Annotated in this window: 29 protein-coding genes; 8 read left to right on the top strand and 21 right to left on the bottom strand. The window is 29.9% G+C overall.

Annotated features, from left to right (window positions below; genetic code table 11):
• Position 1 precedes the first annotated feature (1 nt).
• From hemC to ACJDT4_RS18460, 4 genes are all read right to left on the bottom strand, one after another.
• Complete coding sequence (hemC, locus tag ACJDT4_RS18475; RefSeq protein WP_406789066.1) at positions 2–874, bottom strand: hydroxymethylbilane synthase; 873 nt, start codon at positions 872–874, stop codon at positions 2–4.
• Positions 871–1,524 carry an NAD(P)-dependent oxidoreductase gene (locus tag ACJDT4_RS18470; RefSeq protein WP_406789065.1) on the bottom strand — a complete coding sequence of 218 codons (654 nt, stop codon included), beginning with the start codon at positions 1,522–1,524 and terminating at the stop codon, positions 871–873. The genes hemC and ACJDT4_RS18470 overlap by 4 nt, the downstream gene beginning before the upstream one ends.
• Entirely contained in the window at positions 1,482–2,681 is a 1,200-nt protein-coding gene (gene hemA / locus ACJDT4_RS18465) for a glutamyl-tRNA reductase (protein WP_406789064.1), read from the bottom strand. Before hemA ends, ACJDT4_RS18470 begins: the two co-directional genes overlap by 43 nt.
• A 127-nt stretch (positions 2,682–2,808) precedes the next feature.
• Positions 2,809–3,906, bottom strand: coding sequence for a heparan-alpha-glucosaminide N-acetyltransferase domain-containing protein (locus tag ACJDT4_RS18460; protein ID WP_406789063.1), 1,098 nt, complete (start codon positions 3,904–3,906; stop codon positions 2,809–2,811).
• A 129-nt stretch (positions 3,907–4,035) separates the two neighbouring features.
• On the opposite strand from ACJDT4_RS18460, the gene ACJDT4_RS18455 reads away from it, so the two are divergent.
• The gene (locus tag ACJDT4_RS18455) at positions 4,036–4,230 is read left to right on the top strand and encodes an RNA polymerase sigma factor (protein ID WP_406789062.1); all 195 of its coding nucleotides are present in this window, start codon (positions 4,036–4,038) and stop codon (positions 4,228–4,230) included.
• A gap of 334 nt (positions 4,231–4,564) precedes the next feature.
• Here the strand turns inward: ACJDT4_RS18455 and ACJDT4_RS18450 are convergent, their stop codons facing one another.
• On the bottom strand, positions 4,565–5,014 hold the full coding sequence (locus ACJDT4_RS18450) for a GNAT family N-acetyltransferase (RefSeq protein WP_406789061.1): 450 nt from the start codon (positions 5,012–5,014) through the stop codon (positions 4,565–4,567).
• An 85-nt stretch (positions 5,015–5,099) separates the two neighbouring features.
• On the bottom strand, positions 5,100–5,441 hold the full coding sequence (locus ACJDT4_RS18445) for a GlpM family protein (protein WP_406789060.1): 342 nt from the start codon (positions 5,439–5,441) through the stop codon (positions 5,100–5,102).
• 222 nt (positions 5,442–5,663) lie between these two features.
• Here ACJDT4_RS18445 and ACJDT4_RS18440 point away from each other — a divergent pair, with 222 nt between their 5' ends.
• Positions 5,664–6,584 (top strand): LysR family transcriptional regulator, encoded by a 921-nt coding sequence (locus ACJDT4_RS18440; RefSeq protein WP_406789059.1) that lies wholly within the window; start codon positions 5,664–5,666, stop codon positions 6,582–6,584.
• Here the strand turns inward: ACJDT4_RS18440 and ACJDT4_RS18435 are convergent.
• The 8 genes from ACJDT4_RS18435 to ACJDT4_RS18400 all read right to left on the bottom strand — a co-directional run bounded on the left by ACJDT4_RS18435 (position 6,564) and on the right by ACJDT4_RS18400 (position 16,056).
• Positions 6,564–7,289, bottom strand: coding sequence for an MBL fold metallo-hydrolase (locus tag ACJDT4_RS18435; protein ID WP_406789058.1), 726 nt, complete (start codon positions 7,287–7,289; stop codon positions 6,564–6,566). The two genes, ACJDT4_RS18440 and ACJDT4_RS18435, sit on opposite strands and share 21 nt — an antisense overlap.
• Positions 7,270–8,148, bottom strand: coding sequence for a GNAT family N-acetyltransferase (locus ACJDT4_RS18430; protein ID WP_406789057.1), 879 nt, complete (start codon positions 8,146–8,148; stop codon positions 7,270–7,272). The genes ACJDT4_RS18435 and ACJDT4_RS18430 overlap by 20 nt, the downstream gene beginning before the upstream one ends.
• 14 nt (positions 8,149–8,162) lie before the next feature.
• On the bottom strand, positions 8,163–8,807 hold the full coding sequence (locus ACJDT4_RS18425; RefSeq protein ID WP_406789056.1) for a serine hydrolase domain-containing protein: 645 nt from the start codon (positions 8,805–8,807) through the stop codon (positions 8,163–8,165).
• 40 nt (positions 8,808–8,847) lie between these two features.
• Complete coding sequence (locus ACJDT4_RS18420) at positions 8,848–9,210, bottom strand: GNAT family N-acetyltransferase (RefSeq protein WP_406789055.1); 363 nt, start codon at positions 9,208–9,210, stop codon at positions 8,848–8,850.
• A 172-nt stretch (positions 9,211–9,382) separates the two neighbouring features.
• On the bottom strand, positions 9,383–10,927 hold the full coding sequence (locus ACJDT4_RS18415) for an FAD-dependent oxidoreductase (RefSeq protein ID WP_406789054.1): 1,545 nt from the start codon (positions 10,925–10,927) through the stop codon (positions 9,383–9,385).
• A 62-nt stretch (positions 10,928–10,989) separates the two neighbouring features.
• On the bottom strand, positions 10,990–12,717 hold the full coding sequence (locus ACJDT4_RS18410) for an ABC transporter ATP-binding protein (protein WP_406789053.1): 1,728 nt from the start codon (positions 12,715–12,717) through the stop codon (positions 10,990–10,992).
• A complete protein-coding gene (locus ACJDT4_RS18405) occupies positions 12,714–14,453 on the bottom strand; it encodes an ABC transporter ATP-binding protein (protein ID WP_406789052.1) in 1,740 nt (579 codons plus the stop codon). Before ACJDT4_RS18405 ends, ACJDT4_RS18410 begins: the two co-directional genes overlap by 4 nt.
• A complete protein-coding gene (locus tag ACJDT4_RS18400) occupies positions 14,446–16,056 on the bottom strand; it encodes an RNA polymerase sigma factor (protein WP_406789051.1) in 1,611 nt (536 codons plus the stop codon). The genes ACJDT4_RS18405 and ACJDT4_RS18400 overlap by 8 nt, the downstream gene beginning before the upstream one ends.
• Before the next feature lie 466 nt (positions 16,057–16,522).
• On the opposite strand from ACJDT4_RS18400, the gene ACJDT4_RS18395 reads away from it, so the two are divergent.
• Together ACJDT4_RS18395 and ACJDT4_RS18390 are read left to right on the top strand one after the other, a co-directional pair.
• Positions 16,523–17,395 (top strand): response regulator, encoded by an 873-nt coding sequence (locus ACJDT4_RS18395; RefSeq protein ID WP_406789050.1) that lies wholly within the window; start codon positions 16,523–16,525, stop codon positions 17,393–17,395.
• The gene (locus ACJDT4_RS18390; protein WP_406789049.1) at positions 17,377–17,841 is read left to right on the top strand and encodes a chemotaxis protein CheX; all 465 of its coding nucleotides are present in this window, start codon (positions 17,377–17,379) and stop codon (positions 17,839–17,841) included. Before ACJDT4_RS18395 ends, ACJDT4_RS18390 begins: the two co-directional genes overlap by 19 nt.
• A 431-nt stretch (positions 17,842–18,272) precedes the next feature.
• On the opposite strand, the gene ACJDT4_RS18385 is transcribed toward ACJDT4_RS18390, so the two are convergent.
• The 6 genes from ACJDT4_RS18385 to ACJDT4_RS18360 form a co-directional block, all read right to left on the bottom strand.
• Positions 18,273–18,593, bottom strand: coding sequence for a DUF402 domain-containing protein (locus ACJDT4_RS18385; RefSeq protein ID WP_406789048.1), 321 nt, complete (start codon positions 18,591–18,593; stop codon positions 18,273–18,275).
• Positions 18,594–18,602: 9 nt separating this feature from the next.
• Positions 18,603–18,782 (bottom strand): hypothetical protein, encoded by a 180-nt coding sequence (locus ACJDT4_RS18380; RefSeq protein WP_406789047.1) that lies wholly within the window; start codon positions 18,780–18,782, stop codon positions 18,603–18,605.
• Positions 18,783–19,125: 343 nt separating this feature from the next.
• Positions 19,126–19,605, bottom strand: coding sequence for an S-ribosylhomocysteine lyase (locus tag ACJDT4_RS18375; RefSeq protein WP_406789046.1), 480 nt, complete (start codon positions 19,603–19,605; stop codon positions 19,126–19,128).
• 89 nt (positions 19,606–19,694) lie between these two features.
• Positions 19,695–20,306 (bottom strand): DedA family protein, encoded by a 612-nt coding sequence (locus ACJDT4_RS18370; RefSeq protein WP_406789045.1) that lies wholly within the window; start codon positions 20,304–20,306, stop codon positions 19,695–19,697.
• Positions 20,299–20,664 (bottom strand): hypothetical protein, encoded by a 366-nt coding sequence (locus tag ACJDT4_RS18365; protein WP_406789044.1) that lies wholly within the window; start codon positions 20,662–20,664, stop codon positions 20,299–20,301. Before ACJDT4_RS18365 ends, ACJDT4_RS18370 begins: the two co-directional genes overlap by 8 nt.
• A 72-nt stretch (positions 20,665–20,736) precedes the next feature.
• Entirely contained in the window at positions 20,737–21,309 is a 573-nt protein-coding gene (locus ACJDT4_RS18360) for a zinc dependent phospholipase C family protein (protein ID WP_406789043.1), read from the bottom strand.
• 285 nt (positions 21,310–21,594) lie between these two features.
• Here ACJDT4_RS18360 and asd point away from each other — a divergent pair, with 285 nt between their 5' ends.
• The 3 genes from asd (at position 21,595) to ACJDT4_RS18345 (ending at position 23,933) form a co-directional block, all read left to right on the top strand.
• Positions 21,595–22,677 carry an aspartate-semialdehyde dehydrogenase gene (gene asd / locus ACJDT4_RS18355; protein ID WP_406789042.1) on the top strand — a complete coding sequence of 361 codons (1,083 nt, stop codon included), beginning with the start codon at positions 21,595–21,597 and terminating at the stop codon, positions 22,675–22,677.
• Positions 22,678–23,089: 412 nt separating this feature from the next.
• A complete protein-coding gene (locus tag ACJDT4_RS18350) occupies positions 23,090–23,629 on the top strand; it encodes a nitroreductase family protein (RefSeq protein WP_406789152.1) in 540 nt (179 codons plus the stop codon).
• A 61-nt stretch (positions 23,630–23,690) separates the two neighbouring features.
• Complete coding sequence (locus tag ACJDT4_RS18345) at positions 23,691–23,933, top strand: hypothetical protein (RefSeq protein WP_406789041.1); 243 nt, start codon at positions 23,691–23,693, stop codon at positions 23,931–23,933.
• Here ACJDT4_RS18345 and ACJDT4_RS18340 read toward each other — a convergent pair.
• Entirely contained in the window at positions 23,918–24,259 is a 342-nt protein-coding gene (locus tag ACJDT4_RS18340; protein WP_406789040.1) for a winged helix-turn-helix transcriptional regulator, read from the bottom strand. The two genes, ACJDT4_RS18345 and ACJDT4_RS18340, sit on opposite strands and share 16 nt — an antisense overlap.
• 511 nt (positions 24,260–24,770) lie before the next feature.
• Here ACJDT4_RS18340 and ACJDT4_RS18335 point away from each other — a divergent pair.
• Positions 24,771–25,328, top strand: a complete 558-nt coding sequence (locus ACJDT4_RS18335) for a flavin reductase family protein (RefSeq protein WP_406789039.1) — start codon at positions 24,771–24,773, stop codon at positions 25,326–25,328.
• The last annotated feature ends 295 nt before the right edge of the window (positions 25,329–25,623 follow it).

Raw genomic sequence — 25,623 nt, 5'->3', positions numbered from 1 at the left:
TTTATCCCTCCAAAATTTTCTCAGCTAATTTTTGCCCAAGCCTCACATAATTTTCAGCTTCGCCACTTATATCTTTTTTTATCATCTTACCATTAAGCTCAAAGAATCCAATAATATGCATAACATCTCCATAGATTTTCGCATGCGCTCCTAAAGTTGAGTGACAATCTCCATTTAATTCACGCATAAAGCTTCTTTCTGCATAAGCGCAGTATCTATTTTTCAAATCATCTAGCTTTTCAAATATCTCTTTATTTTTACTATCTTTTTTCACTTCTATGCCGAGTAATCCCTGCCCAACTGCTGGAACCATTTCCTCTTCTGAAAAATAATCAGTTATTACCTTTTCTTCCTTTAACCTTTTAAGTCCTGCAGCGGCAAGTATTATACCATCCAAATTTTGTTCTTTCATTTTCCCAATTCTAGTTTGAACATTTCCTCTTATAGGAACAACTTTTATGTCCTGCCTTAAAAGCTTCAATTGAGCTGCCCTCCTGTTGCTGCTAGTTCCAATAACCGCACCTTTTTTAAGTTCATTAAAATGGATTCCTTCTCTTGACACAAAAACATCTCTTGGATCTTCTTTTGAAACCACCGCCGCAATTTCAAACATAGGTGGAAGTTCAAAGGGTACATCCTTCATGCTATGTACTGCTGCATCTGCCTTATCATAAAATAAAGCCTGTTCAATTTCTTTTACAAAAAGTCCTTTTCCTCCTATGTCACTTAAGGATTTATCCAGTATTTTATCCCCGAGCGTCTCCATTAATAGTTTCTCCGATAAAATTCCATATTTATTTTCAAGTAAATTCATTACAATTTCTGTTTGAATTTGAGCAAGCTTACTTTTTCTTGTTGCTATTACAAGTTTCAAATTTCATTGCCCTCCCCATAAAATAATTTTAGTATCAATTCTGCTTTTCCCATTCTATAAAAAAAATAAAAATCATCAGAACATACAAATTCCATAATCTTTTTCTTTTTATCACTTTTAAGCTTATTTCTTAATTTCACCGTAAAGTCAGCAAATTCTTCATAATCTTCTAAATAAGCCTTTGCCTTTTCTGCAAGATAAATTGATGTTTTAGGACTTTTACCTTTCACCTTCACAGCAATAGAAAAATTTTTTAAATCACGCTCACATGGCATAACATACATTCCCTTTTCTGGTTCACTGCAATCCATATAAAGTTTATTTACCCTGTCACAATCTCTCCGTATTTCACCATTTAGTTTCTTATCATTAGTAGCTATCACAACCATATGAGCTTCATAAATATAATCTCTTACATATTCATGTTCTATAAATTTAACATTTGAAAATCCTCTAAAAATTTCAAATTTATCGTTGAATTTCTTCGATATTACAACTACCTTGCACCCTCTACTAGCAAAACTTTTTGTTTTTATAAAGGCTGCCCTGCCTCCTCCTACTATAAAAACCTTTACTTTAGAGGGTATTAAAGCTATAAAAGAATTCCCTATTGAACCTCGTAAAATATCTTTCTTATTATCCTCAGGCATTCATCTCCACATCCCTTTAATTGCTCTTCTTTAAGTACCTCTATTGCCCTGTTTGTATAGGCGTCAGAAGCACTTTTTATAAGAGTACTTGCCAATTTTTCATTGTCTTTTGTATGCTGTTTATTTTTAAAAGTTCTATACCTTTTTTTATATACATTTTCACCATATTTTTTTATTTTTATTATATCATCAACAACCTTTTGTATCTTATCCCATTCAAAAAATTCTATAATATATTTATCAATTATATATCTGTTTTTAATCATTATACTTTTTCTTTTTTCTTTATTATAAAGGTCAATTGAACTTATTTCATCAATATCATATACATGTACGTTGTTCATTTTATAGACCTCTTCTTCTGCGTCCCTTGGAACAGCAAGATCAAAAATTTCCAACTTTTTATTAATCGGGAGCTGATTTTTCCATATTACAGTATGAGGTGCTGAAGTACATGATATTACACAATCCACCTCATTATAATGAATTTGTCTATCACAAAAAGGAATAACTTTTACCCTTTTATCATCAATATTAACTACATTTATATTCCTTACTACTATATATAGAACATCAAATTTTCCTGATAAAATATATTTGCATACAAGTTCCCCAACATTTCCAAAGCCAAGCACCATGAACTTAGCGCAGCCTTTTTTTCTGGCTTCATTTACAGCTATTGATGAAGATGAAACTGGTATCATATTTAACTGGGATACATTTCTGAATTCCTTACCACAGGTTACAACAAGTTGAAAAAGTTTTTTTAGCTTACTTTTAAGTATACCAAGTCTTAAAGCTACTTCATATGCTTCCTTAACTTGTCCAAGAATTTGATCTTCACCTAATATAAGCGAATCAAAACCACACACTACATCCATCAAATGCTCAATTGCTTCTTCATTTTTATAATAAAAAAAGCTATCTTTAAAAGTATTATCCCAATTCATTTTTTCAAAAATTTCATCTATAATCTTATTTGGGCTTTTACTACTACTAAAATAAATCTCCGTTCTATTGCAGGTACTTAGCAAAACAACCTCATTGCAGACTTCACTTAAAAGGATAGTTTTTTCTTCTACATGTTTTTGTATTATTGAAAATTTTTCTCTTATGTCAATTTTTAAATTTTTCTTCAAACCTAAAACCTGTATCATAAGTCTCCTTTTCCCCTCATCCTAAACATATTTTCATTTCCTTGTAAACATATGTATATTATATACTTTAAATTTTCAATAAACAACTTAACTTTATTATTAAAATATTATTCATGTATAAGATTTTTCAACTTTTCATCTTTAAACCAACTAAATTTAATTTATGTGAAAAAGTTTTTTCTATAATTCCAGATAATTTATGATAATTAGCAGAAAATAATATTCCAATTAACATTTCTAAAGAAAAAATCAAATTCACATTTCCAATAAATAATGGTATAAAAACCACTGCAACTATCATTAAAATCCAAATTACAATATTACTAAAAGCTTTTTCTATATACCTATTAATAAACTGTATGCCTAGCATTAAAAGGTAAGCAAGAATTAAAACAGCTATCCATCTTAATAAAACATTATTAGTAAATGGTGCAAATACTTTTATAGCTAGTAAATGTACATATAAAAACAGCAGTGAATTTTTTCCAAAATATAATATTGGATTATTTAGCTTTTTAAATTTTATTGTCCTTGAAATAAAAAAGACTGTGCTCATTACAAAAATACTAACAGCAAAATAACCAACTGACATATTAAACTTATTAAAAAAATCCACCTTTGTAACCATTGATACTAAAATAGAAACCACAAATACAGAAGTTCCTATTAATAAATTCCACTTTTTATCTATTCTATATAAAAAAATTCCCAAAAGCACCATTGAAATCCACGGAAATATAGGAAATACAGCTGGTGCAAACAAAAAATCTTTTACTGGAAATGCAGGTATTTTTGATGTTATAAAATAATGTATAAGAAAAACTGCTATTGAAGCAACTAAATAAAAGATTTTACTTGGTTTTATAATTTTTTCAATCAATACTATAATGATAACCGCCATAGCCATCATTTGCAGTATATCACATAAACTACTGCTGTAAATATTAGCTCTCCATATACCAATGTAAGATACTCCTAGCACTCCAAATATTAGATAAGCTGGAATAATTGCTTTTATAGATTTTTTAACCTGAAAAGCAGAAGATGTTATTCCTGAAACAGCAAAGAAAAGTACTGGAGCAGTTCCTCCAAAAAAGGCTAATACTCCAAAAATACCATCTACATTTGATTTTCCAACAGTAACTAAGGTTATTGCATGTATTAATATCATAAATATGCAGGCAATTCCTTTAATACAATCCAATGAATAATCTCTTTCATTCAAAATTAATCCCCCATTTCTTTTTCATATTACACTATATATACTTATCAAAATAATTTTTTATGTCACTCTTAAATTTTATTTAAAACTTTTATGCAAAATTTTGCGTTATTATATATGGGAGGTGATGAGATGTCTACCGATGAAGAATTAATTAAAGAAATTCAAAACGGGAATGAGTATGCAATGGAGGTTTTAATAAAAAGGCATTATAAATTAATATTTTCCTTTATATATAGAAATGTTGGAGATTATCATGCAGCTTATGATATTACACAAAATGCTCTAATAAAACTTGTTAAAGCAATTAAAAATTATACGAGGTGAAGGGCTTTATGATGCTATGCACATAAAAAGTGAAGGATTTTACCTGCGGTAAAAAACTAAGGTTGATTTTCCTCCGTTTCTCTACGGAAAATCTTTAAATTAAATTAATAATTTTTCCGTAGCAAAGCGGAAGAAAAATATCATTAACCTTTTGCTGTGGCAAAACTCTTCACTTTTGATAAGCAAAGCTATGTCAAACCCTTCACCTTTCACGAAAGTGAAACCCTTAGTTTTTTAATGAGCAGAGCGAATTAAAACCCTTCACTCTGCTCGACAAATTTCAGTTTGCCGGGATAACCTCAAATTAGTAATTTTCAAGTTCCAAGTCATGTATCTATATCATCGCCTTCTCAAAGCATACTGATTCTGCTCTACCAGCATATTTCCCATAATTAGCTATACGGTGATATCCTCTTCTCTCGTAAAAATTTACTGCTCTTTTATTTATTAGTCGGGTTTCAAGCCAAAATTTAGAATATCCTAATTTCTTTGCTTGTCCTTCTAGATAAGATAAAATTGCAGTTCCAATACCTTTAGCTTTGCTTTTAGCATACATCCTTTTAACTTCAGCAGTGTTTTCATTAATTGGACGTATCGCTCCGCAGCCAATAGGCTCTCCTTGGTCACTATATGCTACTACAAACACAGCACGAGCGTCAGCAATATCCTGAACATTAAAGGAACTTTTTCCACTGTCACCTGTTATTTTCTTCAATGTTTGTGATAATTCCTCCATCATTTCAAAAGCATCTTGCGAGTGTGGATCCTTTTCTATAATCTTCATATTATTATCTCACCTTCAATTAAGGCATCTTCAATAAAATAACTAAAATAATTATTTATTGTATCGCAAAAACTTTTCAATAGCCTTATATAAAACTTTTCTTGTTCCATATAAAAATCACCACTAATGATAGCACTATCCAAACCACGCTGGATATCAAAATAGAATAAAATATATTGTTCTTTTTCAAAGCAAAATTTAATGCTACAAGAAAACATAAAAATGGTATAACCGCCAGCATTGCAAAATGTGTTGTCATTCTGACCTTTAGTGCTCCCTGCTCCCTATACATAAAATAGTATGCAATTATACTAAGCCCAGGAAAACCTAAAACCAGTCCAGCAATATAGAAATTTTTTGTTTTTGACACAAAGTGAACACCAATCATAATAATAACAGCTGCAACACATTTTATAACTAAATTCATTATAAATCACCCTCTTAATTATATTTTTAAATACAAACATTCTATACAGCTGTATGGCAATTACTTTTGTCTATTTTAATTACATAATTTAAAACACCTTTATTCTCGTATGAATCAAATTATATCACCATTCATATAAAAAAACTAATTGACTTTTTTTATCGTCAGCCATAGAATTAAGTTATATCTAAGTTTTAATTATGAACAATGAAGGGTGATAATATGACACTCCAACAGTGTAGATATTTAACAGAAATTTCCAAGCAAAACTCCATAACCAAAGCTGCTTCTGCACTTTATATAACACAGCCTAGCATCAGTAAAGCAATACGAAATCTAGAGGATGAGCTCGGAATTACAATTTTAGATAGGACTAACAAAGGGGTCATATTTACAAAAGAAGGCACAGAATTATTATTCTATGCCAAAATGCTTATAGAACAAGCAGAATCTACAGTCTATCATTTTAACAAACAAAAAGCAGCCGACTTAACAAAGTTTTCAATTTCCTCTCAGCATTACGGTTTTGCTGTAGAAGCATTAGCTAATCTTATGAACTATCTTGATGACATGAAATATGAAATAACTCTTAGAGAAGGGAAATCAACTGATGTAATTGAAGATGTACATACAAATAGAAGTATACTTGGAATTCTATCTATTACTAATTTAAGTCATGACTTTTTTGAACGTTACTTTATATCAAAATCACTTATATTTACTCCTTTAATTTCCCTTAAGCAGCATGTCTTCCTTCGAAAAGAACATCCACTAGCACAGCTAAATTCCATTACCTTAGAGCAATTAAAACACTACCCATATCTCACATATCATAAGGATGATGTACCACTTTATTTTGCAGAAGAATCTGTCAATATAAACGCTGTAAGTAAATTAGTTTATCTAAGAGATCGTGGAGCTATGAATAATTTACTGGCAAATACAAATAGCTATAATATAGGCAGCGGCTGCATTAACAAAAATTATATGAATTCAAATATAATTTGTATACCACTAAAAGGACCAAATATTATTAAACTAGGCTTAGTAAGGCGCTATGATGTTCTTCTTCCAAAAGAAATATCAACATACATTGATTTTTTAAAGATAGCTTTAAGCAAATCAGCTCCCAAAGATGCGTAATGCAATATTAAATCCACTATCCATTATCTGTTTCTCAGTTATGTTTTCATCAAGATGCATACAGTAAACCTTGCTTCTAAATTCTTCTGGCACCATTTTGCAAAGCTTTTTTATAGACAAATGAGGATTACCAGCGTAATCTAGTCCACAAGTATCATGATAAATTGTTTTAATTTCTCCGCTTTTAAGTTTATCAATTATTTCACTGCTTAAATTATTTGAATCGCCGCTGTAGTAAACGGCACTTCCATTTAAATTCATTATAAAACCATAGGTTGGTATTGTATCTGTATGTGTAACAGGCAAAAATTTTATATTTACTTTACCAAAATTAGCATCATTTATTTCTGCAAAATCTAAGTTGTTAAATTCATACTGCTTACTACTTACACCTACATTCGTTAAAAAGCTTTCCATTATGGCCTTTTGAGGAAAAAACACCTTTGCCTTATGCTTTAAAATATAATACGAATAAAATATTAAATCTCCAAGGCTGCCAACATGATCTGGATGAGTATGAGTAATTACAATATACAAATTTTCTATTCCATTTAATAAATTAAGCTCCCTCAATTTACTAAAAACAGTTCCGCCGCAGTCTATTAGAATTAAACTATTTTCTTCCTTTATAAAAGCACTATTATCACCAAGCTTTGTATTAAAAGCACTTCCTGTACCTATAAAATTAATCATTTCTTCCTTCATACGCTTTTAACTCCTTTTTAATTACGAAACCAGCAGCTTTATACAAATTCATTGCCGGAGTATTTCCCTTTCTTATAGTTAATTCCATCTTATCTATATTATGGCGGCATGTCAAAAAATTAATTCCACATACAAGAAGTTTTTTTCCAAAACCTTTATTTCTTTCTGAATCTTTTACACCTAAAAAATTTATATTTCCTTCATTAAATTCAGCATTTGCTTCAACATAAATATATCCCTTTAAATCATTATCCTCTTCTATAATAAAAACCTTATTATTGTCACTTATTTTTTCAATTATCTGCTTACCTGAATAATATGAATCTTTAAACGTACTCTCATGAAGGTTTATAAAATCCTCATAAAATTTATCACTTAATTCCGTGCATATACCATCTTCAACCTTAAGCTTGAAATTTGTTTTCTTAAGTTCCATTATAAAATAATGATTGATATTTTTTGTACTGAGCTTTTCTGCAAATGCTATACAATTTGCATTTTGGGCTGTATAAAAAAATGTAATTTTCGTTTTCCTAGGAATTCTCTTTATGAGCTCCTTCCACATTTCCATTGCACAATGCTGCCAATTCTCATATTCTACAAATGGTCCCCAAACTTCAGCACTTTTATTTTCATCGTCATAATCAAGTCCAACTACCCCCACAAGCTTATCCCCTTCATAGGCTAAAACAAATGGATTCTCAGCATAAGCTTCTTCAAGTTCATCGGTTAAATCCTCACATATTTCTTCATAAGTATCACTGCAATACCCAACATTACTTTCTTCATATTTATTTTTGCTTTCTATAAACTTTGCTGCAAGTTTAATATCACTTTTACACAGTTCTTTTATAATCATAAAACTCTATCCTTTCATTCAATCAATAAGGCTTCAATTTCATAATACATATCCCATAAATCACATGGCTGATTAGCTAAAATAACGCTTGTTGTATCAATCTCAGGATAATATCCAAACATAGCCTCCACTCCTGCATTTCCACCCTCCTTAGATATACGATATACCTTTTTATTTTTATCTAATCTAAAAAAGAAAGCGTAGCCTGTCATAAGTGTTTTATCTGGAAGTTCCTTTTGAAGCACATGAGGTTTTAATATTTCTTCTGTGGATTCTTTTGACAATAATTTACCATCTTTTAATGCCCTAAAAAATATATCTAAATCTCCTGCAGTTAAATATGCTCCTCCATCAGGGGAACCTATTGGTGGATATGAAAATATATTCTTTCTCCAAGAAATAATATTTCCTTCTTTATCTTCTACTGGATCATAACCTTCTGCTGTATTTTCATTTACATCATCCATTGCACAAAACTTTGTATGCTGCATATTTGCTGCCTTAAAAATATTTTTATCTACATATTCCCTATAACTCATACCTGTAACACCTTCGATAGCAAGTCCTAAAAGTACAAAAATATATACCAAAAACTTTTTTATATATTCTTTACATAAAAAATTGCAGAGATCATTAAACTCTCTGCAATTAAAATACATATTTTCATCTGAATACGGTTACTAAGAGGAGCCGTTCTTACTATGCCATCCTCCATACTTTAGCATACATTTCTTTAATACCTATTTGCTTTAAATAGTCATTAACATATTCTAACAGCATTTTTTTATAACTTTTTTCTTTTGAATCAATATTAACATTCATCATAACAATTTCTGCAGATTCCTCTTTACTTTCATCTGCACTTGATTTAATTTCAATACTGCAAAAACCTTTTAAAGCCTCATCTTCTCTAAGTATAAAAACCCTAAAATTATCATCCTTAAGGAACTCATCTAATGCATTTTTAGCGTTTTCATCAGTCTTTTCACCTAATAACTTTGGTTTAACTAAATTTATAAGCTTATTTTCGTCATTCAAATTTGCTCTTTTAATATTGTACAATTCAAATCACTCCATTCTTATATTTGATTTAGTTTTATCTAGTTTAATTAACTTTATTCTATAATTATACCAAATATTCCTTTGAGATTTTTTGAATTTATTATTAATTTTATAGAAAATTCTAAAAATATATCAAAGCAAAGTCACAATTACAATTATTTCAAAATTTTATTTATAAATTCCAATCCACTTTATTTTTCTTTTCTTTGTAGTGATTGAGCCTGTGAGTAGCTGGACCTTCTAATATTTCCCCATCATAAGTAAATCTAGAACCATGACAAGGGCAATCCCAGGATTTTTCGGCATCATTCCATTTTAATTCACATCCAACATGCGTACAAGTAATATTAACTATGTGAAGTTTGCCATCATCATCCCTATAAGCTCCATACTTGTGACCATCCAGCTCTACTACTTTTCCTTCACCCTTTTCTATGTTTATATCTTTTTCTCCTGATTTTAATTTTCCTATAATAAGCTCCTTTGCTACATCAAAGTTTTCAGTGAATAATTTTCCATAAGCCTTGGCTGTAAACTTTCTTGTTGGATCAAATACCTCTTTCCATGGATTATGTACACCCAAAATTTCATCTACAAGTATTCTAGCTGCTGCAGTTCCGTTTGTCATGCCCCATTTTCTAAAGCCTGTTGCAACATATATATTTTCCTTTGAACTCATGAGTTTACCTACATATGGAATAGTATCCACCGTTATGTAATCTTGAAGTGACCATCTATAAGGAATATCTTCAATAGTAAAAATATCTCTTGCAAATTTCTCTAAATTATCATAATGCACCTCAAAGTCCTCTCCATGAGCTACCTTATGATTTTCTCCTCCAACCAGCACAAGCTGTTTTTCTCCATCTCTTTGATACCTTAAGGAACGAGTAGGATCTTCTGCATTTATGAGCATAATTTTAGGGAATTCTTCCTTTATATGAGCCGCAATAGCATAAGATCTTTCCGGTCTAAGTCTTGTTAAATAAAGTCCACCCCCATCATAGCATGGAAAATGAGAACAAATAATAACCTTTCCCGCAGTTACCTTTCTTCCATTAGTTGTAACAAGTTTAATTGGATTTCCCGGTTCAACTTCAAATACTTCTGTATTTTCATATATATTATTTCCAGCTTTAATTATTTTCTCTGCCATAGGAATCAGATATTTTCTAGGATGAAATTGAGCTTGATTTTCAAAAATAAGTGCCGATTTTATAGGTATGTTAATGGGCAGTTTATCTATGATTTTTGCCTTTATCCCAAGCATTGAAACTACTTCTAATTCCTTTTCAATGTCTTTAGCATATTTATCATCGTTTGTGTACACACCTGCTGGCATTCTTTCAAAATCGCATTCTATATTTAAATCATTTATTGTCTTTTCAATAAAGCCTATAGACGCTTCATTGGCTTCGGCGTACTCTTTAGCGCGTTCTATACCCATAGAATTTATTATCTTGCCATAGGTCAAACCATGCTGTGATGTAACTTTAGCAGTAGTAAAGCCAGTAGCTCCTTGAAGTATTTTGCTAGCTTCCAAAACTGCTGTTTTTACTCCCTGCATACTTAAAAGATAACCTGCTGTTATTCCAACAATTCCTCCACCTACAATTGCAACATCCACCTTTATATCTTCCTTTAAAGAAGGATAATTTGTGCCTTTTGTTGATGCTACCCAATAAGATTTTAAATATTCATTATTTACATTTCCCATAGAAATTCTCCTCTACAAATAATTTTTCCTATTGTTAGCATTTGATATTTACACTAAATTATTCATTTTCCATATTGAAGGTCATATAATTCTTTATATCTAGATGGTATTTTTATAAGTTCTTCATGCTTTCCCTCTTCAATTACCTTTCCACCATCCATAACATATATCTTATCCGCATTTTCAATGGTAAATAATCTATGAGCTATTACAATTAAGGTTTTATCTTTGCAGGCTTTATCAAGAGAAGTTACAATTAATTTTTCTGATTCCGTGTCCAAAGCTGAAGTTGGTTCATCCAAAAGCATTATAGGTGCATTTTTAAGTAATGCTCTTGCTAACGCTATACGCTGTTTTTGTCCACCTGATAAGCCTTCGCCATCTTTTTCCACTACAGTTTCATATCCATTAGGAAGTTTTATTATAAAATCATGTGCATTTGCTTTTCTTGCAGCATTTATTATATCTTCCTTCGAAGCTTTTTCATTTCCATAAGCTATATTTTCTTCAATAGTTGCATTAAATAAATAAGGTTTTTGATGAACATAAGCTATTTTTTCTCTAATAGAATTAAGATTAAGCTTGGATAAATCACTATCCCCTATATAAATGTTATCTTTACCAATGCTGTAGAATCCCAACAAAATCTTAATTATCGTACTTTTACCACAGCCACTCCCCCCAACAACAGCAGTCATTTTTTCTTTTTCTGCTGTTAAATTAACTCCCTTTAATATTAAATTATCATTATATCCAAAATTTAAATTTTTTAACTTTATATCAAAACCTTCAGCCTTTTCCTTTAATATTTGTTTGCCTTCTAAATTTTCCTCTTCAATTTCCATAAAGGCATTAAGTCTTTTTAATGAAGCCGATGACTTTTTAATATCTTTCATAAAACTTCCAATGCTTTGAAATACATAATTTGCATTTCCCATAAGATTTACTACTGCTGCAACTGTACCAATAATAAGATAGCCTTTAAAAACCATATAAAGAGCTATAGCCAAAACTCCTATATACTGAAAACTAGATAAAAATACATTTGCTCCTTCAAATATTGCATCAAATTTTGTAAGTTCCATTGAAACCTTGTACGCTTTATCACTTTCTTTTTTGTAATAGCCGTATACCTTATTTTCCTGCAAAAACATTTTTGTAATTGCACTGCCATTTATTAGGTCTATTATTCTCTCCGTAATGTTTCCTATTAATTTTTGCATATTGTCATTTAGAAAACTAATTTTTAATGATAATACTTTGTTTACTGCTATTGTAATAATTCCAAATAAAATTATAATTAGTCCTAATTGCCACTGCATATAAAATACAATTGCAAGTGCAGTAAAACTGTGTATTACTGCAAAAAAAAGCAGCCTTATCTGCGTCACATATGCACCTTCTATATTGTTAATATCATTAGTTAAAATTGAAATAAATTTTCCGCTGTGTTCCTTGTCAAATTCACTAATTTTGATTTTTTCTAATTTACTAAAGGTCGAACTTCTTACTTCCTGCATAGTTTTTCTAATACACAAATGTCTAATATAAGAAGCAATAGGATCTATTATTATTCCTATAATAAAGGCTAAGGCTGCAATTAATAAAGCCTCTCTTATTAACCCCATTTTGCCATATATAATGCCATTAAATACATCTTGAGTAATAAAAGCAATTATTAAATTAAAACAAATAGAGGTTACTGCATTTTCGACTATCATTGAAAAAATATATAGCTTTTTTCTTTTTCTCATAAGAGATAAAATTTGGCTTAATCCCCCATTTTTCATATTGCTAAGCCTCCCTTATTTGCCCCAAAACTATTTTCATATAACCTTCTATATGCACCTTTCTTCTCCATTAATTTTTTATGAGTTCCCATTTCTATAATTCCATTTTTATCAAATACAATTATGTTTGAAGCATTTTTTATAGTAGCTAATTTATGGGCCACAACTATTACAGTTTTATTCTTTGTTATTTTTTCTAAAGTTTCACTTAATATTGCCTCCGCCTTAGCATCTAGTGCTGCCGTTGGCTCATCCAAAAGAACTATTTCCGCATCTTTAAGTATCATACGTGCCAAAGCAATTCTCTGGCACTGACCTCCTGAAAGTCCACCTCCACCTTCTCCAATTAAAGTATCATAGCCGCTCGGTAATTTTTCTATAAATTCATGAGCATTTGCAAGTTTAGCAGCCTTTATTATCTCCTCCATAGAAACATTTTCTTTTCCCATAGCTATATTCTCCGAAATTGTGATAGGATAAAGGTAACTTTCCTGTGACATATAAGTAACAAGTTTTCTTACACTTTTAATATTTACATCTGCAATATCATTTCCAAATACCTTTATTTTTCCATCATCTAAGTTGTAAAAACCACATATAAGCTTTAAAATTGTACTTTTACCAATTCCACTACTTCCAACCAATGCTGTATAACTTGCTTTTGAAGCTTTAAATGAAATATTTTGAAAAACCTTATTCTTTCCATCGTAAGAAAATGTAGCATTTTCAAATTCAATTGGATCACTTTCATAATTAACTTTTAGATCCTTTTTATTATTCTCTTCAAGCTTTAAATCAATAATTTCAAATATCCTTTTTACTGCTGGAATAGACCCCCTTGCACTTCCTATAAAATTCAAAATAATTTCTACTGGTCCTGCCACATAAAACACAAGCGTAGAAAATGCAAAAAGACCTCCAATTGACATTTCCTTATGAATAGCAAGGTACCCTCCGTAGGTTATATATATTAACTGAGGTGCTAGCTTAACTATTAAAAAAATAGGAGTTAAATATGCATTCAATTTATCTATTTTAAGATTTTTAAATTTTATACCTTTTGAAATATCTTCAAACTTTTTATAAAATATCTTTTCAAGCTTAAACGCTTTTAAAACATACATTCCTGAAAGAACATCTTGAAGTATGTCGTTTACTTTAGAAGAGTCCTTCATTAATTTTGATGAATATTCTTGTACTGGTCTATTAATTTTGTCATATATTAAGGTTGATAGCGGCATTAATATGAAGGTAACTAAGAATAACTTAGGACTAATATAAATCATGTAAGCTGAAGCTAAAATTATTAGTACTAAATTAGCTACGCACTGCAAACTTCCATTTAAGAATTGAACTAAGATGGGCAAATCATTGTTTATTCTTGAAATTAAATCTCCACTGGAATATTTTTTTAAAACATAAACTGGCAATTCCTGTACATGTGAAATCAACTTATTTCTAGTATTATAGTTAAATAAGTTACAAAATTTTTCCGAAAAATATTTTGAAAAATAAGCTGTAACCATACCAAGTGCAGTTAATCCTATTGAAAGCCACAAATATTTAATAAAAACACTACTATTTTTATTAACAACACTATCCATGACCTTTTGAATTCCATATTGAATTCTAACTTTTATAGCTGCATCGCAAAGCAATATTAAGCTGCAAACAAATATAATTAAATAATACGGTTTTAAGCTTAATACAAGTCTTCTTATATCACTTTTATTCATCCTCACCAATTCCTTCTATAACAAAATAAATATTATCCATGAACTCATTTTCATCTTTAGGAATACTTATAAGCTTATTGTTCTTTAAATATTCAATAGCATATTCGTGGAGAATATTAAAAAGTGTACAAGCACCTTCTTGTACTTCCTTTTTACCTATAATTTTTGAGGCCTTATACAATTCATTTAACATATTTTTCCATAATCTTTTAAACAAATTTACATCCATCATATTTTTTATTGCTTCAATTTCTTTGTTTAACTTTATGTACTCTTCTTTACTAAAAACAGTTACATTGGAACTTAAAATTTCTCCTTGCTTTTTAATTATTTTTTTATTTAAAAGTCTATATGCAATTTCTTCTTCATCCTTACTTAGTATATTTACATTCACATTATTACCTACAACCTTAATATAAAATTTGCCTTCCTTTTCCGAGATTATTTTTTCATTTGAGTTTTGTTCACAGTTTACAACTTCCAATAATCCAATTACAGGATACTTGCTTGTTGTATATTCCCTTTGTACTCCTTTGAGTATTTCTCCTTCTTCAAAGCCAAGCATGCACCACTTATTTCCATGAGGTCTCATAGACATTTCATTACAAATAGCTTGTCCTTCAAAAAAGTCAGATAATATTTCCGGAAATATAATCCACATAAACTCTTTAAAATTCCTTTTAGGCTGTGCATACTTTAAATCATATTTTTTTAATATTTCTATTATATTTTTAGCTACAGCTTCAGCTAGCTCCTTTAAAAGTGGTATTATTGCTTTCTGACTTTCCTTTGACAATATAAGAAAATTGGTTCTATATTTATCATTACTTACTTTTTTCAAAACATCTTCACTTACAAGTGCTTCAATATCTTCTTCTAAGTATACTCTTGGGACTCCAAGTTCTAGGCTTATATCTTCAATACTCACAGTCTTATTTGCTGCATAAAGAAGTATATTTTGCCTAAGTAAGCTTTTTACTTGATTCTTTAAATAAAACCCTGAATATGGTGATATAAAAGTTCCTTCTGTTATTACACTTAACTTTCCAGGTGAATAGGTTCTTTCTGTATAATTTTTCACTTTTTCCATTCTCTCCTTTAACATTCTTTTAGCTTCATGAAGCCGCCATTTTACTGTCGTTACAGCTATGTCCATTTCTTCTGCTATCTCACTGAATTTTTTATCATGAACGTAATAGCTTACAACTACTTCCCTATAACTTTTAGAAAGCAAACTTATCTCTCTTCGCAAGAAGTTGTATTCTTCATCTTTTATAATTTTTTCATCTATATTAGCTTGCAATTTCAACTTTTCTGTTCCTATTCCTTCGATATATGTAACAGAATTTTTATTTTTTCTTCCAAGCCACTTATAATATGTATACCTAGCTACAGTCCAAAGCCATCCTAAAAGAGCATCTTTACCTTCATAATATTTAATTTTCATATAAGATTTATAAACCTCTAAAAGTATATCCTGCATTAAATCTTCTGCCTCGCTGCTGTCTTCTGTGCGCTTTACTGCGAAGCCAAAGATTTTTTCCAAATTTTCATTTATAAGCTTATCTATAAGTTGCTTTTCAATTGCAATTTGATTTTCCATGTAAAATTCACCTCATATATATAAAATACCAAAAAACAAAAAAAGGATAGGTGTTTTAAAAAAAAATTTCAACCTATCCTAAAATTATTTGCTCGCATATATAATTTTTTTATACTTGCAGCAGATAAAAAAACTCTTCTGCTAATTTATCTATTGTACTGCCACTTCTATACTTTTGCTTTATAGTTTCATTTCTATTCTTCCCCTTCTATCAATTTTTTGCAAAATCTAAATATTGGCTTTCCTCCATCAAATGAGTGGATATGAACTTCAATTATACTCGTACTTTTTTTATTTGATATTCCTATTTAAATCTACAATATACACAAATCTTTTGTTTCCAACAAAAAAGTACATAAACTAATTTATGTAAATATTTTTCAACAATTTATAATAATAAGAATTGCACAACAATTCTATTCAATGTATAATTTAAATAATCATATCAAAGAAAGTTGGTGGAATTATGAAACAAGTAAAAATTGCTATTGTAGATGACTCTCCTTTTTCCATTGTCTTAATCAAGGATATTCTCACCGAAATTGGTTGTAATGTTGTTGGTGATGCAAGTTCACTAGAAGAGGCTGTAAATGTTGTTAAAAATACCTCTCCAGACATTGTAACCATGGATGTAACAATGCCTGGGGCAGATGGATTTGAATGTACAAAAGCTATTCATAAGATAAATCCAAAGATAAAAGTAATAATGATAAGTTCAATGATGGACGATGAAATAATAAGAAAAGCTAAAAAAAGCAATATATCTGGATATGTCCAAAAACCAATTGACAAAGAGGAACTTTCTTTAAGTATAAATAGAATTACAGCAGATAACGAATTATATGAAACATTAGACCCAATATATTATTCGGTTTTCAAAGAATGTTTTGTAGATACATTTAATAAACTAACGAAATCAATTCCTAAATTTTCAAATACACTTCCAGAGAACGAAAAAGTCTCTAGCGGAATTTCTATTACTATTGGAATAATAGGTAAGTATTCAGGAAGAGTATTATTTGACATTTCACCTGAAACAGCTAATAAACTTGCAGCATTTTTATTAAAAAGAGAAGTAAAAAATCCTCAAGAAGTATTTAATGTACTTAGTGAACTATCTAATGTAATTTCAGGAAATGCTTGTTCTGTATTAAATAGAAAAAATAAAATATTTGGATTTAGAGTCTCACCTCCAACTATATTTCATGGCAATTCACTTACTATATCAAAATCACAATTAGAAAACGTCTCTTGTTCAAATGCTTCAACCGCATTTGGTAATATATACATGAGTGTAGGTTTTCAAAGGAGGTCTGTAGAATGGATGTCAAATATGTAAATCCTTTTATTTCTGCTTTTATAAATGTAATGCCGCAACTTGGTATAAATGATTTAAAAAAAGGAAATTTATCAATAAAAGAGAAATACGTAAAAAGCCCAGGTGTGCTAATAAATGTTGGAATAGTTGGGGATTTTAAAGGCAATATAATTTATGGTACAAGCATAGAATGCGCAAAAAAAATAGCTTCTGCAATGATGATGGGCATGGAAATAAAAGAGTTTGATGCAATGGCACAAAGCGCAATTTCAGAATTATCTAATATGCTTACTGCAAATGCTTCTACAACTTTCTCAAAAAATAGCATAATGATAGATATCTCAACTCCAACTATGATATACGGTGATTCTACCGCTACAACAAATGCAGATAAAGTAATATGCATAGAAATGAGAGTTTGCAATCTTCCTTTTGAAATAAATGTGGCAATTGATAATATTGCATAATATAACGTGAAGTAACAATGCTTCGTCGCATAAACATGCCCGAGGTTTGGGCGTCAGCCCATTATCCTTCTAGAATAAGATAAAAGCACTTTCAATAATAAATCCTATAAATCTTGGTGGCTATTTTAAAATAGTGCTTACTTTGAGTTCAAGAAGGATAATGGGCAAAGCCCAAACCTCGCATATGTTTATACTCGCTATCGCTCAAACAAATTGAAATATCTAAGTATTTTACAATTTTTGAGCCAAGATTTATTATGATTTTTTTAAATCGTTCCTTCAGCATTGTTACTTCACTCACACGGTAGTACAATGAAAAAATTCCTCCGTTCCTACGGAATTTTTGAGTGAATCTTTATAGATCATTATTTAAACAATTTATCATTATTTTTATTGTATAATTCGTTTATTTACATTAGTTGTTTCAAATTCTATTTACTGTCAAATAGCAACAAGTCCTTATTTTCTTGCATATTCTTCATAATCATTTGTGCTTCCCCATAAGCTAATTCATATTGGTCTTTTGTAATATCCTTATCTTTCAAGGCTTGCTGAAGTTCATCTCCATCTAATAATATCAATTCATCAGTTGGAAGAAAAACAACATCTAAATATAAATCATCATAATATGGAATTCCTGAAGAGCTAAGTTTATTACCATCACATATATCAAAATACCATTGTACAACCTCCTGCTTACCATTAAACATAGTAGTTAAGGCATATTTGCAGTCACTTGGGAAATGCTGCATCCATATAAATCAATTGTCCAGCACACATAACTTCTTATTTCCCGCTTTTACACCTAGCGGTTCTCTCACATTATCAGCATAAATTATTGACACATATCCCTTAAATTCTTTTTGTTCTATATACTTAAGTTTAAATCTTTTATTTATAAGTCTTGTCCAATTGGGCCTGTTTGCAAAGGTTCTTTTCATTATTTATATTCACCTCGCTCCTGCACCTTTTCTATAAAAAAACTGAAATATAAAAATTGCTAATATCAAATTGATTCTGTTAAACTAAAAATTGACTCAATGCACAATTAAGGATGATTTGCCTTTCGCTACTCTCAGGTAAATCTTAGAACTTAATAGAATCAGCTACGCTGAGCACTATACTTTACACTATGCGCAGGCATTAAGTTTTAGATTTTCGCAGAGGCAGCGGAGAAAAATCGTCATTCATTGTAAATTGTGCATTGCTTCAACTTCCAATTTTTCAGTATACATTTGACATATGCAATTTTTATATTTCAGCTTGTCTGTCTACACTAATCCTTTATTGTGGATAATTAAGTCTATCTTCACCTATGTTTTCTAAAACTTCGGATAGATATTTTTTTGATAAATATTTTGCCATTGGCAAATTCATATCCAAATAATTCCCGCAGTCTTTTGCAGCAGCGCCAGGTACATCCCCTTCAAAATCTGCCATAAACTTATACATTTCTTTTAATAAATCCACGATATCGCTGGACTTATAATCTCCGTGCAAAATTAAATAAAACCCTGTTCTACATCCCATTGGTCCAAAGTATACAGTCTTTGTTGAATATTCTTTGTGATTTCTTAAAAAAGTTGCCCCTAAATGCTCAATAGTATGAACCTCAGCTGTATTCATAACTGGCTCATCATTAGGACTTGTCATCCTTATATCAAAGGTAGTTATAACTACATCACCAAACTTATCTTTTCTCGAAACATAAACACCTGGCTTTAACTTTAAATGATTAACTGTGAAGCTTGCAATTTTCTCCATATTAATTCCTCCTTTACATACTTGTATAGTAGCATTTATAAAGTTAACTTTCAAGTATTGTATTTAAAAATAAATTTATAATTCTGAATTTATTTCTTATTTTTCCCCCTAATAATTTTAATAAACATATACACTATTATCATTAAAATAACTACATATGTAATTATTTGTCCAAATTGTGATACCAATGGTATTATGTTTTCCCACGAATCTCCAAACCAGTATCCAAGCGCAATATATATAATTGTCCAAAAAAGTTCTCCAAGTAAGGCAAATAAACTAAACTCAACCAAACTATAATTTACAATACCAGCTGAAGCATTAACAAATGGTCCCATGGGTGAAATTAAAAATCTCGTTAAAAATACAGCTAATTTCCCATGCTTGTCTAAATAATTATGTGCTTTTAATATTTTAGGCTCAAAATAATTATTTATCTTAGGAAATTTATTAAGAACCCTATATCCAATAATTCTCCACAAAAAGTATCCTGCACAATCACCAAGCCATGCAAAAATCCAGACCTCTAGCAAAATACTGATTATATTAAACTCACCAGCATATGCAAAAGCACCACAGGCTATTACCAGCATTGACATTCCAATGGGTACTCCAATTCCTTGAAGTATCATTAGAACACTCAAAAACAATATGTTATACTGACGGAAATATTGCATCAACAATTCCATAAAGCTACTCATATCTTATACCCTCTATATTTCTATGAGTTTTTATTATTTTCCTTAGATTGCTTTTAATGTATTGTGGATTCTTATTATATTTTTTTAATAACGCCCTAATAGGTATATGCTCATCACCTTTTTCTGGTTTAATTTCTAAAGCTTTAAAAATATCCTCTTCCCTTATATTATGTCTTGCTGCTAAATCTCTTACAGTCACCCATTTATAAACACTCATATTTCCTAACTGCCTGTTTTCTATTGTAGGCGGCTTAATAGTTTTTATTTCCTTATGCAATAATAAAGAATGCTTTGCTATTAAAATCACAATAATAATAATTAATATTGATAATATACTTAATTTTCCTTTTTTCTTCATAACACACCTATTTGTATTTTTTATAATTATTATAATCCAAATCGGCCATAATTAAAATAATAATATATGCTGTTAAGATATGTGCTCAAAATTATTTATCTTCCCATTCTCTAAAATACTATAGTATATAATTCCCTCTGCTACTGCATTGGCAGTTTCTAGTGCATAATTTATATCCGTAATTAAAGATTGTTTTTCATTTAAGTATTTTTCTTGCATTTTATAAACAAATTTAACTATATCTTTTTCTGCCAAGCTGTTTCCAGTTTTTATTTTCTTCTTTTCAACCATTTCTATTACTTTAGCATGAAGCTTTTTTTCGTAGCTAATATGCTCAAATATGCTATTATTAACATAACCCTCTGTGTGATATATGCAAAAATAATCACATACATAATGACATATTACTCCTAATTTAATTGAAAATTTATCTATATCACTTTTACATCTTATTAATTCTTTAGAATAATCTTCTACAATATTTATGCTATCTTTTATTGTATGGTTGTCTTTAAAATGATTACAAAATATATCTGGTTTAATATTACCATACATGAATTTATACTTCCTAAGCTTAAAATTCAAATCCTTCAAACAACTTTCATATAAAATTTTTGAAAATAATATATGGGTATTTGTAATCATTCCATCACCCTCTTCTCTTTGCTATTACTATAATAATATTATTGTATATAGTTATTTGAAACTAAGATTCTGTTAATTGTTTGTATATTAATGTAAATTACTATTTACGTAAAAAATATAGTACTTATTTTAACCCAATTTAGTATTAGCTATTGAAAATCATTTTTATGTACATTATAGCCTTCTATCAAAATTTTTGATTATTTATATTGAAATTATCAATTTTACTAATCCAACCTTATATGCTACTATAAATGTAAGAAATATTAATAAGAAGGTGCTAACATGAATAAGTTAAAAGTTGGATTAATAGGCGGTACAGGCATGGTAGGACAGAGATTTGCATGCCTTTTAAAAAATCACCCTTGGTTTGAAGTTACTGTAATTGCTGCAAGTAAAAAGTCTTCTGGTCTAACCTATGAAGAAGCAGTTAAAAATAGATGGAAAATGAACGAGCCAATCCCTGAAAATGTAAAGAAGTTGATAGTTAAAGATGCTTTAAGCATTGATGAAATCTGTAATGAGGTTGATTTTGTATTTTGTGCAATTTCATTAAATAAAGAGGAAACAAGAAAATTAGAAGAGGCATATGCAAAGCATGAGACACCAGTAATTTCAAATAACTCTGCTAACAGATATGCTGCTGATGTTCCTATGATTATACCAGAAATAAATGGAGAGCATACAGCAATAATTGAAGCTCAAAAAAAGCGTCTTGGAACAAAAAGAGGCTTTATTGCAGTTAAACCAAACTGCTCAATTCAAAGTTACGTTCCTCCAATTAGCGCACTACTTGAATTTAAACCTAAAACAATACTTGCATGCACTTACCAAGCCATATCAGGTGCTGGCAAAACCTTTAACGACTTTCCTGAGATAATAGATAATGTAATACCTTTTATTGGTGGAGAAGAAGAAAAAAGTGAAAATGAGCCATTAAAAATATGGGGTAAAATAAAAAACAATCAAATTGTAAATGCTGAAAGTCCAATTATAACAACTCAATGTATAAGAGTTCCAGTATCAGATGGACATTTAGCAGCTGTTTTTGTAAGTTTTGAAAAAAAGCCTTCAAGGGAAGAAATAATATCCTCATGGGAAAACTATAAACCTTCAAACTTAGTTGCTAATCTTCCAAGTGCCCCTAAGAAGTTTTTGCATTATTTTACCGAAGACAACAGACCTCAAACTAAGCTAGATCGGGATTATGAACATGGAATGGGTATAACTATGGGAAGACTTAGAGAAGACAAGGTATATGACTATAAATTCGTTTGCCTTTCCCACAATACTTTGCGTGGAGCAGCTGGCGGTGGAGTATTAACTGCAGAACTTTTAAAGGCTCAAGGATATTTAATTGCGAAGTAACAATGCCTCGTCGCATTAAAAAAATTCTATAAATCTAAGGTGGTAAATTTAAGCAAGTACCTACCTATATTATAGAAGGATAACGATCATATACGGGGTTTGGGATGTAATCCCATTATCCTTCTTTAACTTGTATTAGTCATCTATATATTCGCCCAAACCTCGTGTTCTTAATTTCTGCTTGCTTTTAGTTTTTGCCTGTTGCTTAAACAGTGTTTGCTTTTGGTTATAGAAGGATAATGGGCAAAGCCCAAACCCCGCGTATGTTTACTTTTGACGTGCTATACATCGTCAAAGCTTTCATTATTTGCTGCCTTCAATCAGTAAATTCTTTCGTTATGCGTTACTTCACAATTTTTATGATATGTGAAAATTAAGTAAGATAATAAACTACATAGAGGTGAATAAATTGATAATTAAAGAAATTCAGATGCGTAGAAGCATAAGAAATTATATTAACAAAAAAGTTGAAAATGAAAAAATAGTTGAAATATTGGAAAGTGGAAGATTAGCACCATCAGGGAATAACACTCAACCATGGCATTACATAGTGGTAAAATCTGAAGTAATGAAACAAAAAATAACAGAGGCTTGTCACAATCAAAAATGGATGCTAACAGCTCCTGTTTTTATTGTAAGTGTTGCAGATGTTCGATGCAGAATAAAAAAAGACATATCAATCACAATCGATGATAACAGTCCTCAAGATGAGGTGAAGCGCATAATTAGAGACACTTCAATTTCAACAGGCTACATGCTCCTACAAGCAAATAATTTAGGTTTAGGAGTTTGCTGGGTTGCAGAATTTACACAAGAAGAAATTAGACCAATCCTAAATATCCCCCCTGATAAATATGTAGTTGGCGTTATAACAATCGGCTATCCTAATGAAACTCCTAATACTCGTCCAAGAAAAAGCCTTGATAATATAGTTCATTATGAATCCTGGTAATATTTAATTGAATAGCTATGTTTTAAAAGAATACTGAATAAAACTTATAAGGAGATCTCACATGGCTAATCTATATAATAACATCGTAAATATTTTCAATAAAGATCCTAACATTCTATTTGAAATTTCTAATATAGATTTTAGTGAATATAAGCAAAGTTATAAATGTGCATTAGTTTTTGTTGTCCCACATGCAGAACTGCTCAGCATAAATAATTATAAAGATGTTTTGATTACAGAAAAATATGAACCTTGCGTAATACTTATAATAAAAATCCAGTTTTTATTTTACAATTTTTCTTGAATGCATAAATGCTCATTTCCCCACTGTTTTATTAATACCATTATAGGTTTTAGGCTTTTGCCTGCTTCAGTTAGGGAATATTCTACTTTGGGTGGCACTTCTGGATATACCTTCCTATTTATAATGCCATAGCCTTCAAATTTTTTAAGTTCCTGCATCAACATTTTTTCAGTGATATTAGGTATACTTCTCCTAATTTGTCCAAAACGAAGAGGTCCATCTCCATTTTGTAACGTCCATAAAATCCACATACTCCACTTACCACTAATTAAATCAATAGTAAAATCTATAGGACAAGTATATATTTTTTTATCCTTTATTGACATAAATTACACATCTCCAATTTGTCTATACTTACCTTTTATATAGTATTATACAAAAATGTAGGTACTTGTACAATATATAATCTTAGTTTAAAGTAATGATAGTACTGCAGATGAACAACTTGAAAGATTAAAATTAGCTGAATTCTGTTTTGGAACATGTTGGTTATATGAACATATATCAGTTGACAATGGACAATTGACAGATGATAGTTAAGGTTGACTTTTTTTCCGTTTCACTACAGAAAGTCTTAAACTTAATGCTTACGCCAATTCTTAAAAATTGCCTATTTTTCTCGCTTAGCAAAGCTAAGCATCATTAGTTATAATTAAAGATTTATCTGAGAGAAGCGAAAGATAAATCATCCTTAACTGTCAATTGTCCTCTGTACATTGTCAACTGATTAAAGCTTCCAAAATATTACTTGCAAAGTTTTAACATCAGCTACTTTGAGCTTTCAGCTTATTTATCTATATTGCATATACATAAATGTAATACAAGGAGATGTATCTAATGAATAAAATGAAAATTGGAAACAAAGGTTATCTTTACCCACTACCTACAGTACTCGTTGGTACAACTGTAAATGATAAAACTAACTATTTAAATGTTTCGTTCTGTAGCATAGTAAATCGCACCCCTGCCATGATGTCAATTTCACTTAATAAATCTCATTATACTTGTGATGGTATTAGACAAAACAATTCTTTTAGTATTAACATTCCATCCGTGGAAATGCTAGAAGTAACAGATTATTGCGGTATTGTATCGGGAAATACTGTTGACAAATCAAAACTTTTTAATAACTTCTATGGTGAACTTAAAAATGCTCCAATGATTGAGGAATGCCCGGTTAATGTTGAATGTGAACTTATACAAGAATTAGATTTAGGCGGAAGTAATGTGATTTTTATAGGCAAAGTAATAGAAGTTTATACTGAAGAAAAATATTTTACAAATGACACTTTAGATTTGAAAAAAATTAATCCTATATTACTTTCTATATACGAATTCAATTATTACAATGTTGGAAAAAAAATAGGAAAAGCCTGGAGTGTAGGTGCGAAGTAACATCATTGAAGGAATAGTTTAAATAAAATTAATTAATAGAAATTAAAAGCAATATATTATGTAAAAATTTAATTGATTACAAAGATTCATGCCTAAAATTCCATAGGTACGGAGGAATTTTTTCCTTGCACTACCGTGGAGCGAAGTAACAATGCTGAAGAAGCGATTTAAAAAAATCCTAATAAATCTTGGTTCAAAAATTGTAAAATGCTAAGATATTTCAATTGTCTTGTACTATAAGTGTAGATACTTAATCTCATTTGATTAAGTAATCTGCACTTATTTTTATTATAAT

The organism is Clostridium neuense, from assembly GCF_045310695.1.
In the GTDB taxonomy this organism is placed as follows: Bacteria; Bacillota; Clostridia; order Clostridiales; family Clostridiaceae; genus Clostridium_S; species Clostridium_S neuense.
The sequence above is the reverse complement of the archived record's forward strand: the minus strand, read 5'-3'. Positions and strand labels throughout refer to the sequence as shown.

What these genes read in the sequence shown, in the direction of transcription:
- ACJDT4_RS18470 (WP_406789065.1), bottom strand. Translation starts at nt 1,524, where the DNA reads ATGCCTGAGGATAATAAGAAAGATATTTTACGAGGTTCAATAGGGAAT.
- hemA (WP_406789064.1), bottom strand. Translation starts at nt 2,681, where the DNA reads ATGATACAGGTTTTAGGTTTGAAGAAAAATTTAAAAATTGACATAAGA.
- ACJDT4_RS18455 (WP_406789062.1), top strand. Translation starts at nt 4,036, where the DNA reads ATGTCTACCGATGAAGAATTAATTAAAGAAATTCAAAACGGGAATGAG.
- ACJDT4_RS18450 (WP_406789061.1), bottom strand. Translation starts at nt 5,014, where the DNA reads ATGAAGATTATAGAAAAGGATCCACACTCGCAAGATGCTTTTGAAATG.
- ACJDT4_RS18445 (WP_406789060.1), bottom strand. Translation starts at nt 5,441, where the DNA reads ATGAATTTAGTTATAAAATGTGTTGCAGCTGTTATTATTATGATTGGT.
- ACJDT4_RS18440 (WP_406789059.1), top strand. Translation starts at nt 5,664, where the DNA reads ATGACACTCCAACAGTGTAGATATTTAACAGAAATTTCCAAGCAAAAC.
- ACJDT4_RS18435 (WP_406789058.1), bottom strand. Translation starts at nt 7,289, where the DNA reads ATGAAGGAAGAAATGATTAATTTTATAGGTACAGGAAGTGCTTTTAAT.
- ACJDT4_RS18430 (WP_406789057.1), bottom strand. Translation starts at nt 8,148, where the DNA reads ATGATTATAAAAGAACTGTGTAAAAGTGATATTAAACTTGCAGCAAAG.
- ACJDT4_RS18425 (WP_406789056.1), bottom strand. Translation starts at nt 8,807, where the DNA reads ATGTATTTTAATTGCAGAGAGTTTAATGATCTCTGCAATTTTTTATGT.
- ACJDT4_RS18415 (WP_406789054.1), bottom strand. Translation starts at nt 10,927, where the DNA reads ATGGGAAATGTAAATAATGAATATTTAAAATCTTATTGGGTAGCATCA.
- ACJDT4_RS18410 (WP_406789053.1), bottom strand. Translation starts at nt 12,717, where the DNA reads ATGAAAAATGGGGGATTAAGCCAAATTTTATCTCTTATGAGAAAAAGA.
- ACJDT4_RS18405 (WP_406789052.1), bottom strand. Translation starts at nt 14,453, where the DNA reads ATGAATAAAAGTGATATAAGAAGACTTGTATTAAGCTTAAAACCGTAT.
- ACJDT4_RS18400 (WP_406789051.1), bottom strand. Translation starts at nt 16,056, where the DNA reads ATGGAAAATCAAATTGCAATTGAAAAGCAACTTATAGATAAGCTTATA.
- ACJDT4_RS18395 (WP_406789050.1), top strand. Translation starts at nt 16,523, where the DNA reads ATGAAACAAGTAAAAATTGCTATTGTAGATGACTCTCCTTTTTCCATT.
- ACJDT4_RS18390 (WP_406789049.1), top strand. Translation starts at nt 17,377, where the DNA reads ATGGATGTCAAATATGTAAATCCTTTTATTTCTGCTTTTATAAATGTA.
- ACJDT4_RS18385 (WP_406789048.1), bottom strand. Translation starts at nt 18,593, where the DNA reads ATGCAGCATTTCCCAAGTGACTGCAAATATGCCTTAACTACTATGTTT.
- ACJDT4_RS18380 (WP_406789047.1), bottom strand. Translation starts at nt 18,782, where the DNA reads ATGAAAAGAACCTTTGCAAACAGGCCCAATTGGACAAGACTTATAAAT.
- ACJDT4_RS18375 (WP_406789046.1), bottom strand. Translation starts at nt 19,605, where the DNA reads ATGGAGAAAATTGCAAGCTTCACAGTTAATCATTTAAAGTTAAAGCCA.
- ACJDT4_RS18370 (WP_406789045.1), bottom strand. Translation starts at nt 20,306, where the DNA reads ATGAGTAGCTTTATGGAATTGTTGATGCAATATTTCCGTCAGTATAAC.
- ACJDT4_RS18365 (WP_406789044.1), bottom strand. Translation starts at nt 20,664, where the DNA reads ATGAAGAAAAAAGGAAAATTAAGTATATTATCAATATTAATTATTATT.
- ACJDT4_RS18360 (WP_406789043.1), bottom strand. Translation starts at nt 21,309, where the DNA reads ATGATTACAAATACCCATATATTATTTTCAAAAATTTTATATGAAAGT.
- asd (WP_406789042.1), top strand. Translation starts at nt 21,595, where the DNA reads ATGAATAAGTTAAAAGTTGGATTAATAGGCGGTACAGGCATGGTAGGA.
- ACJDT4_RS18345 (WP_406789041.1), top strand. Translation starts at nt 23,691, where the DNA reads ATGGCTAATCTATATAATAACATCGTAAATATTTTCAATAAAGATCCT.
- ACJDT4_RS18340 (WP_406789040.1), bottom strand. Translation starts at nt 24,259, where the DNA reads ATGTCAATAAAGGATAAAAAAATATATACTTGTCCTATAGATTTTACT.
- ACJDT4_RS18335 (WP_406789039.1), top strand. Translation starts at nt 24,771, where the DNA reads ATGAATAAAATGAAAATTGGAAACAAAGGTTATCTTTACCCACTACCT.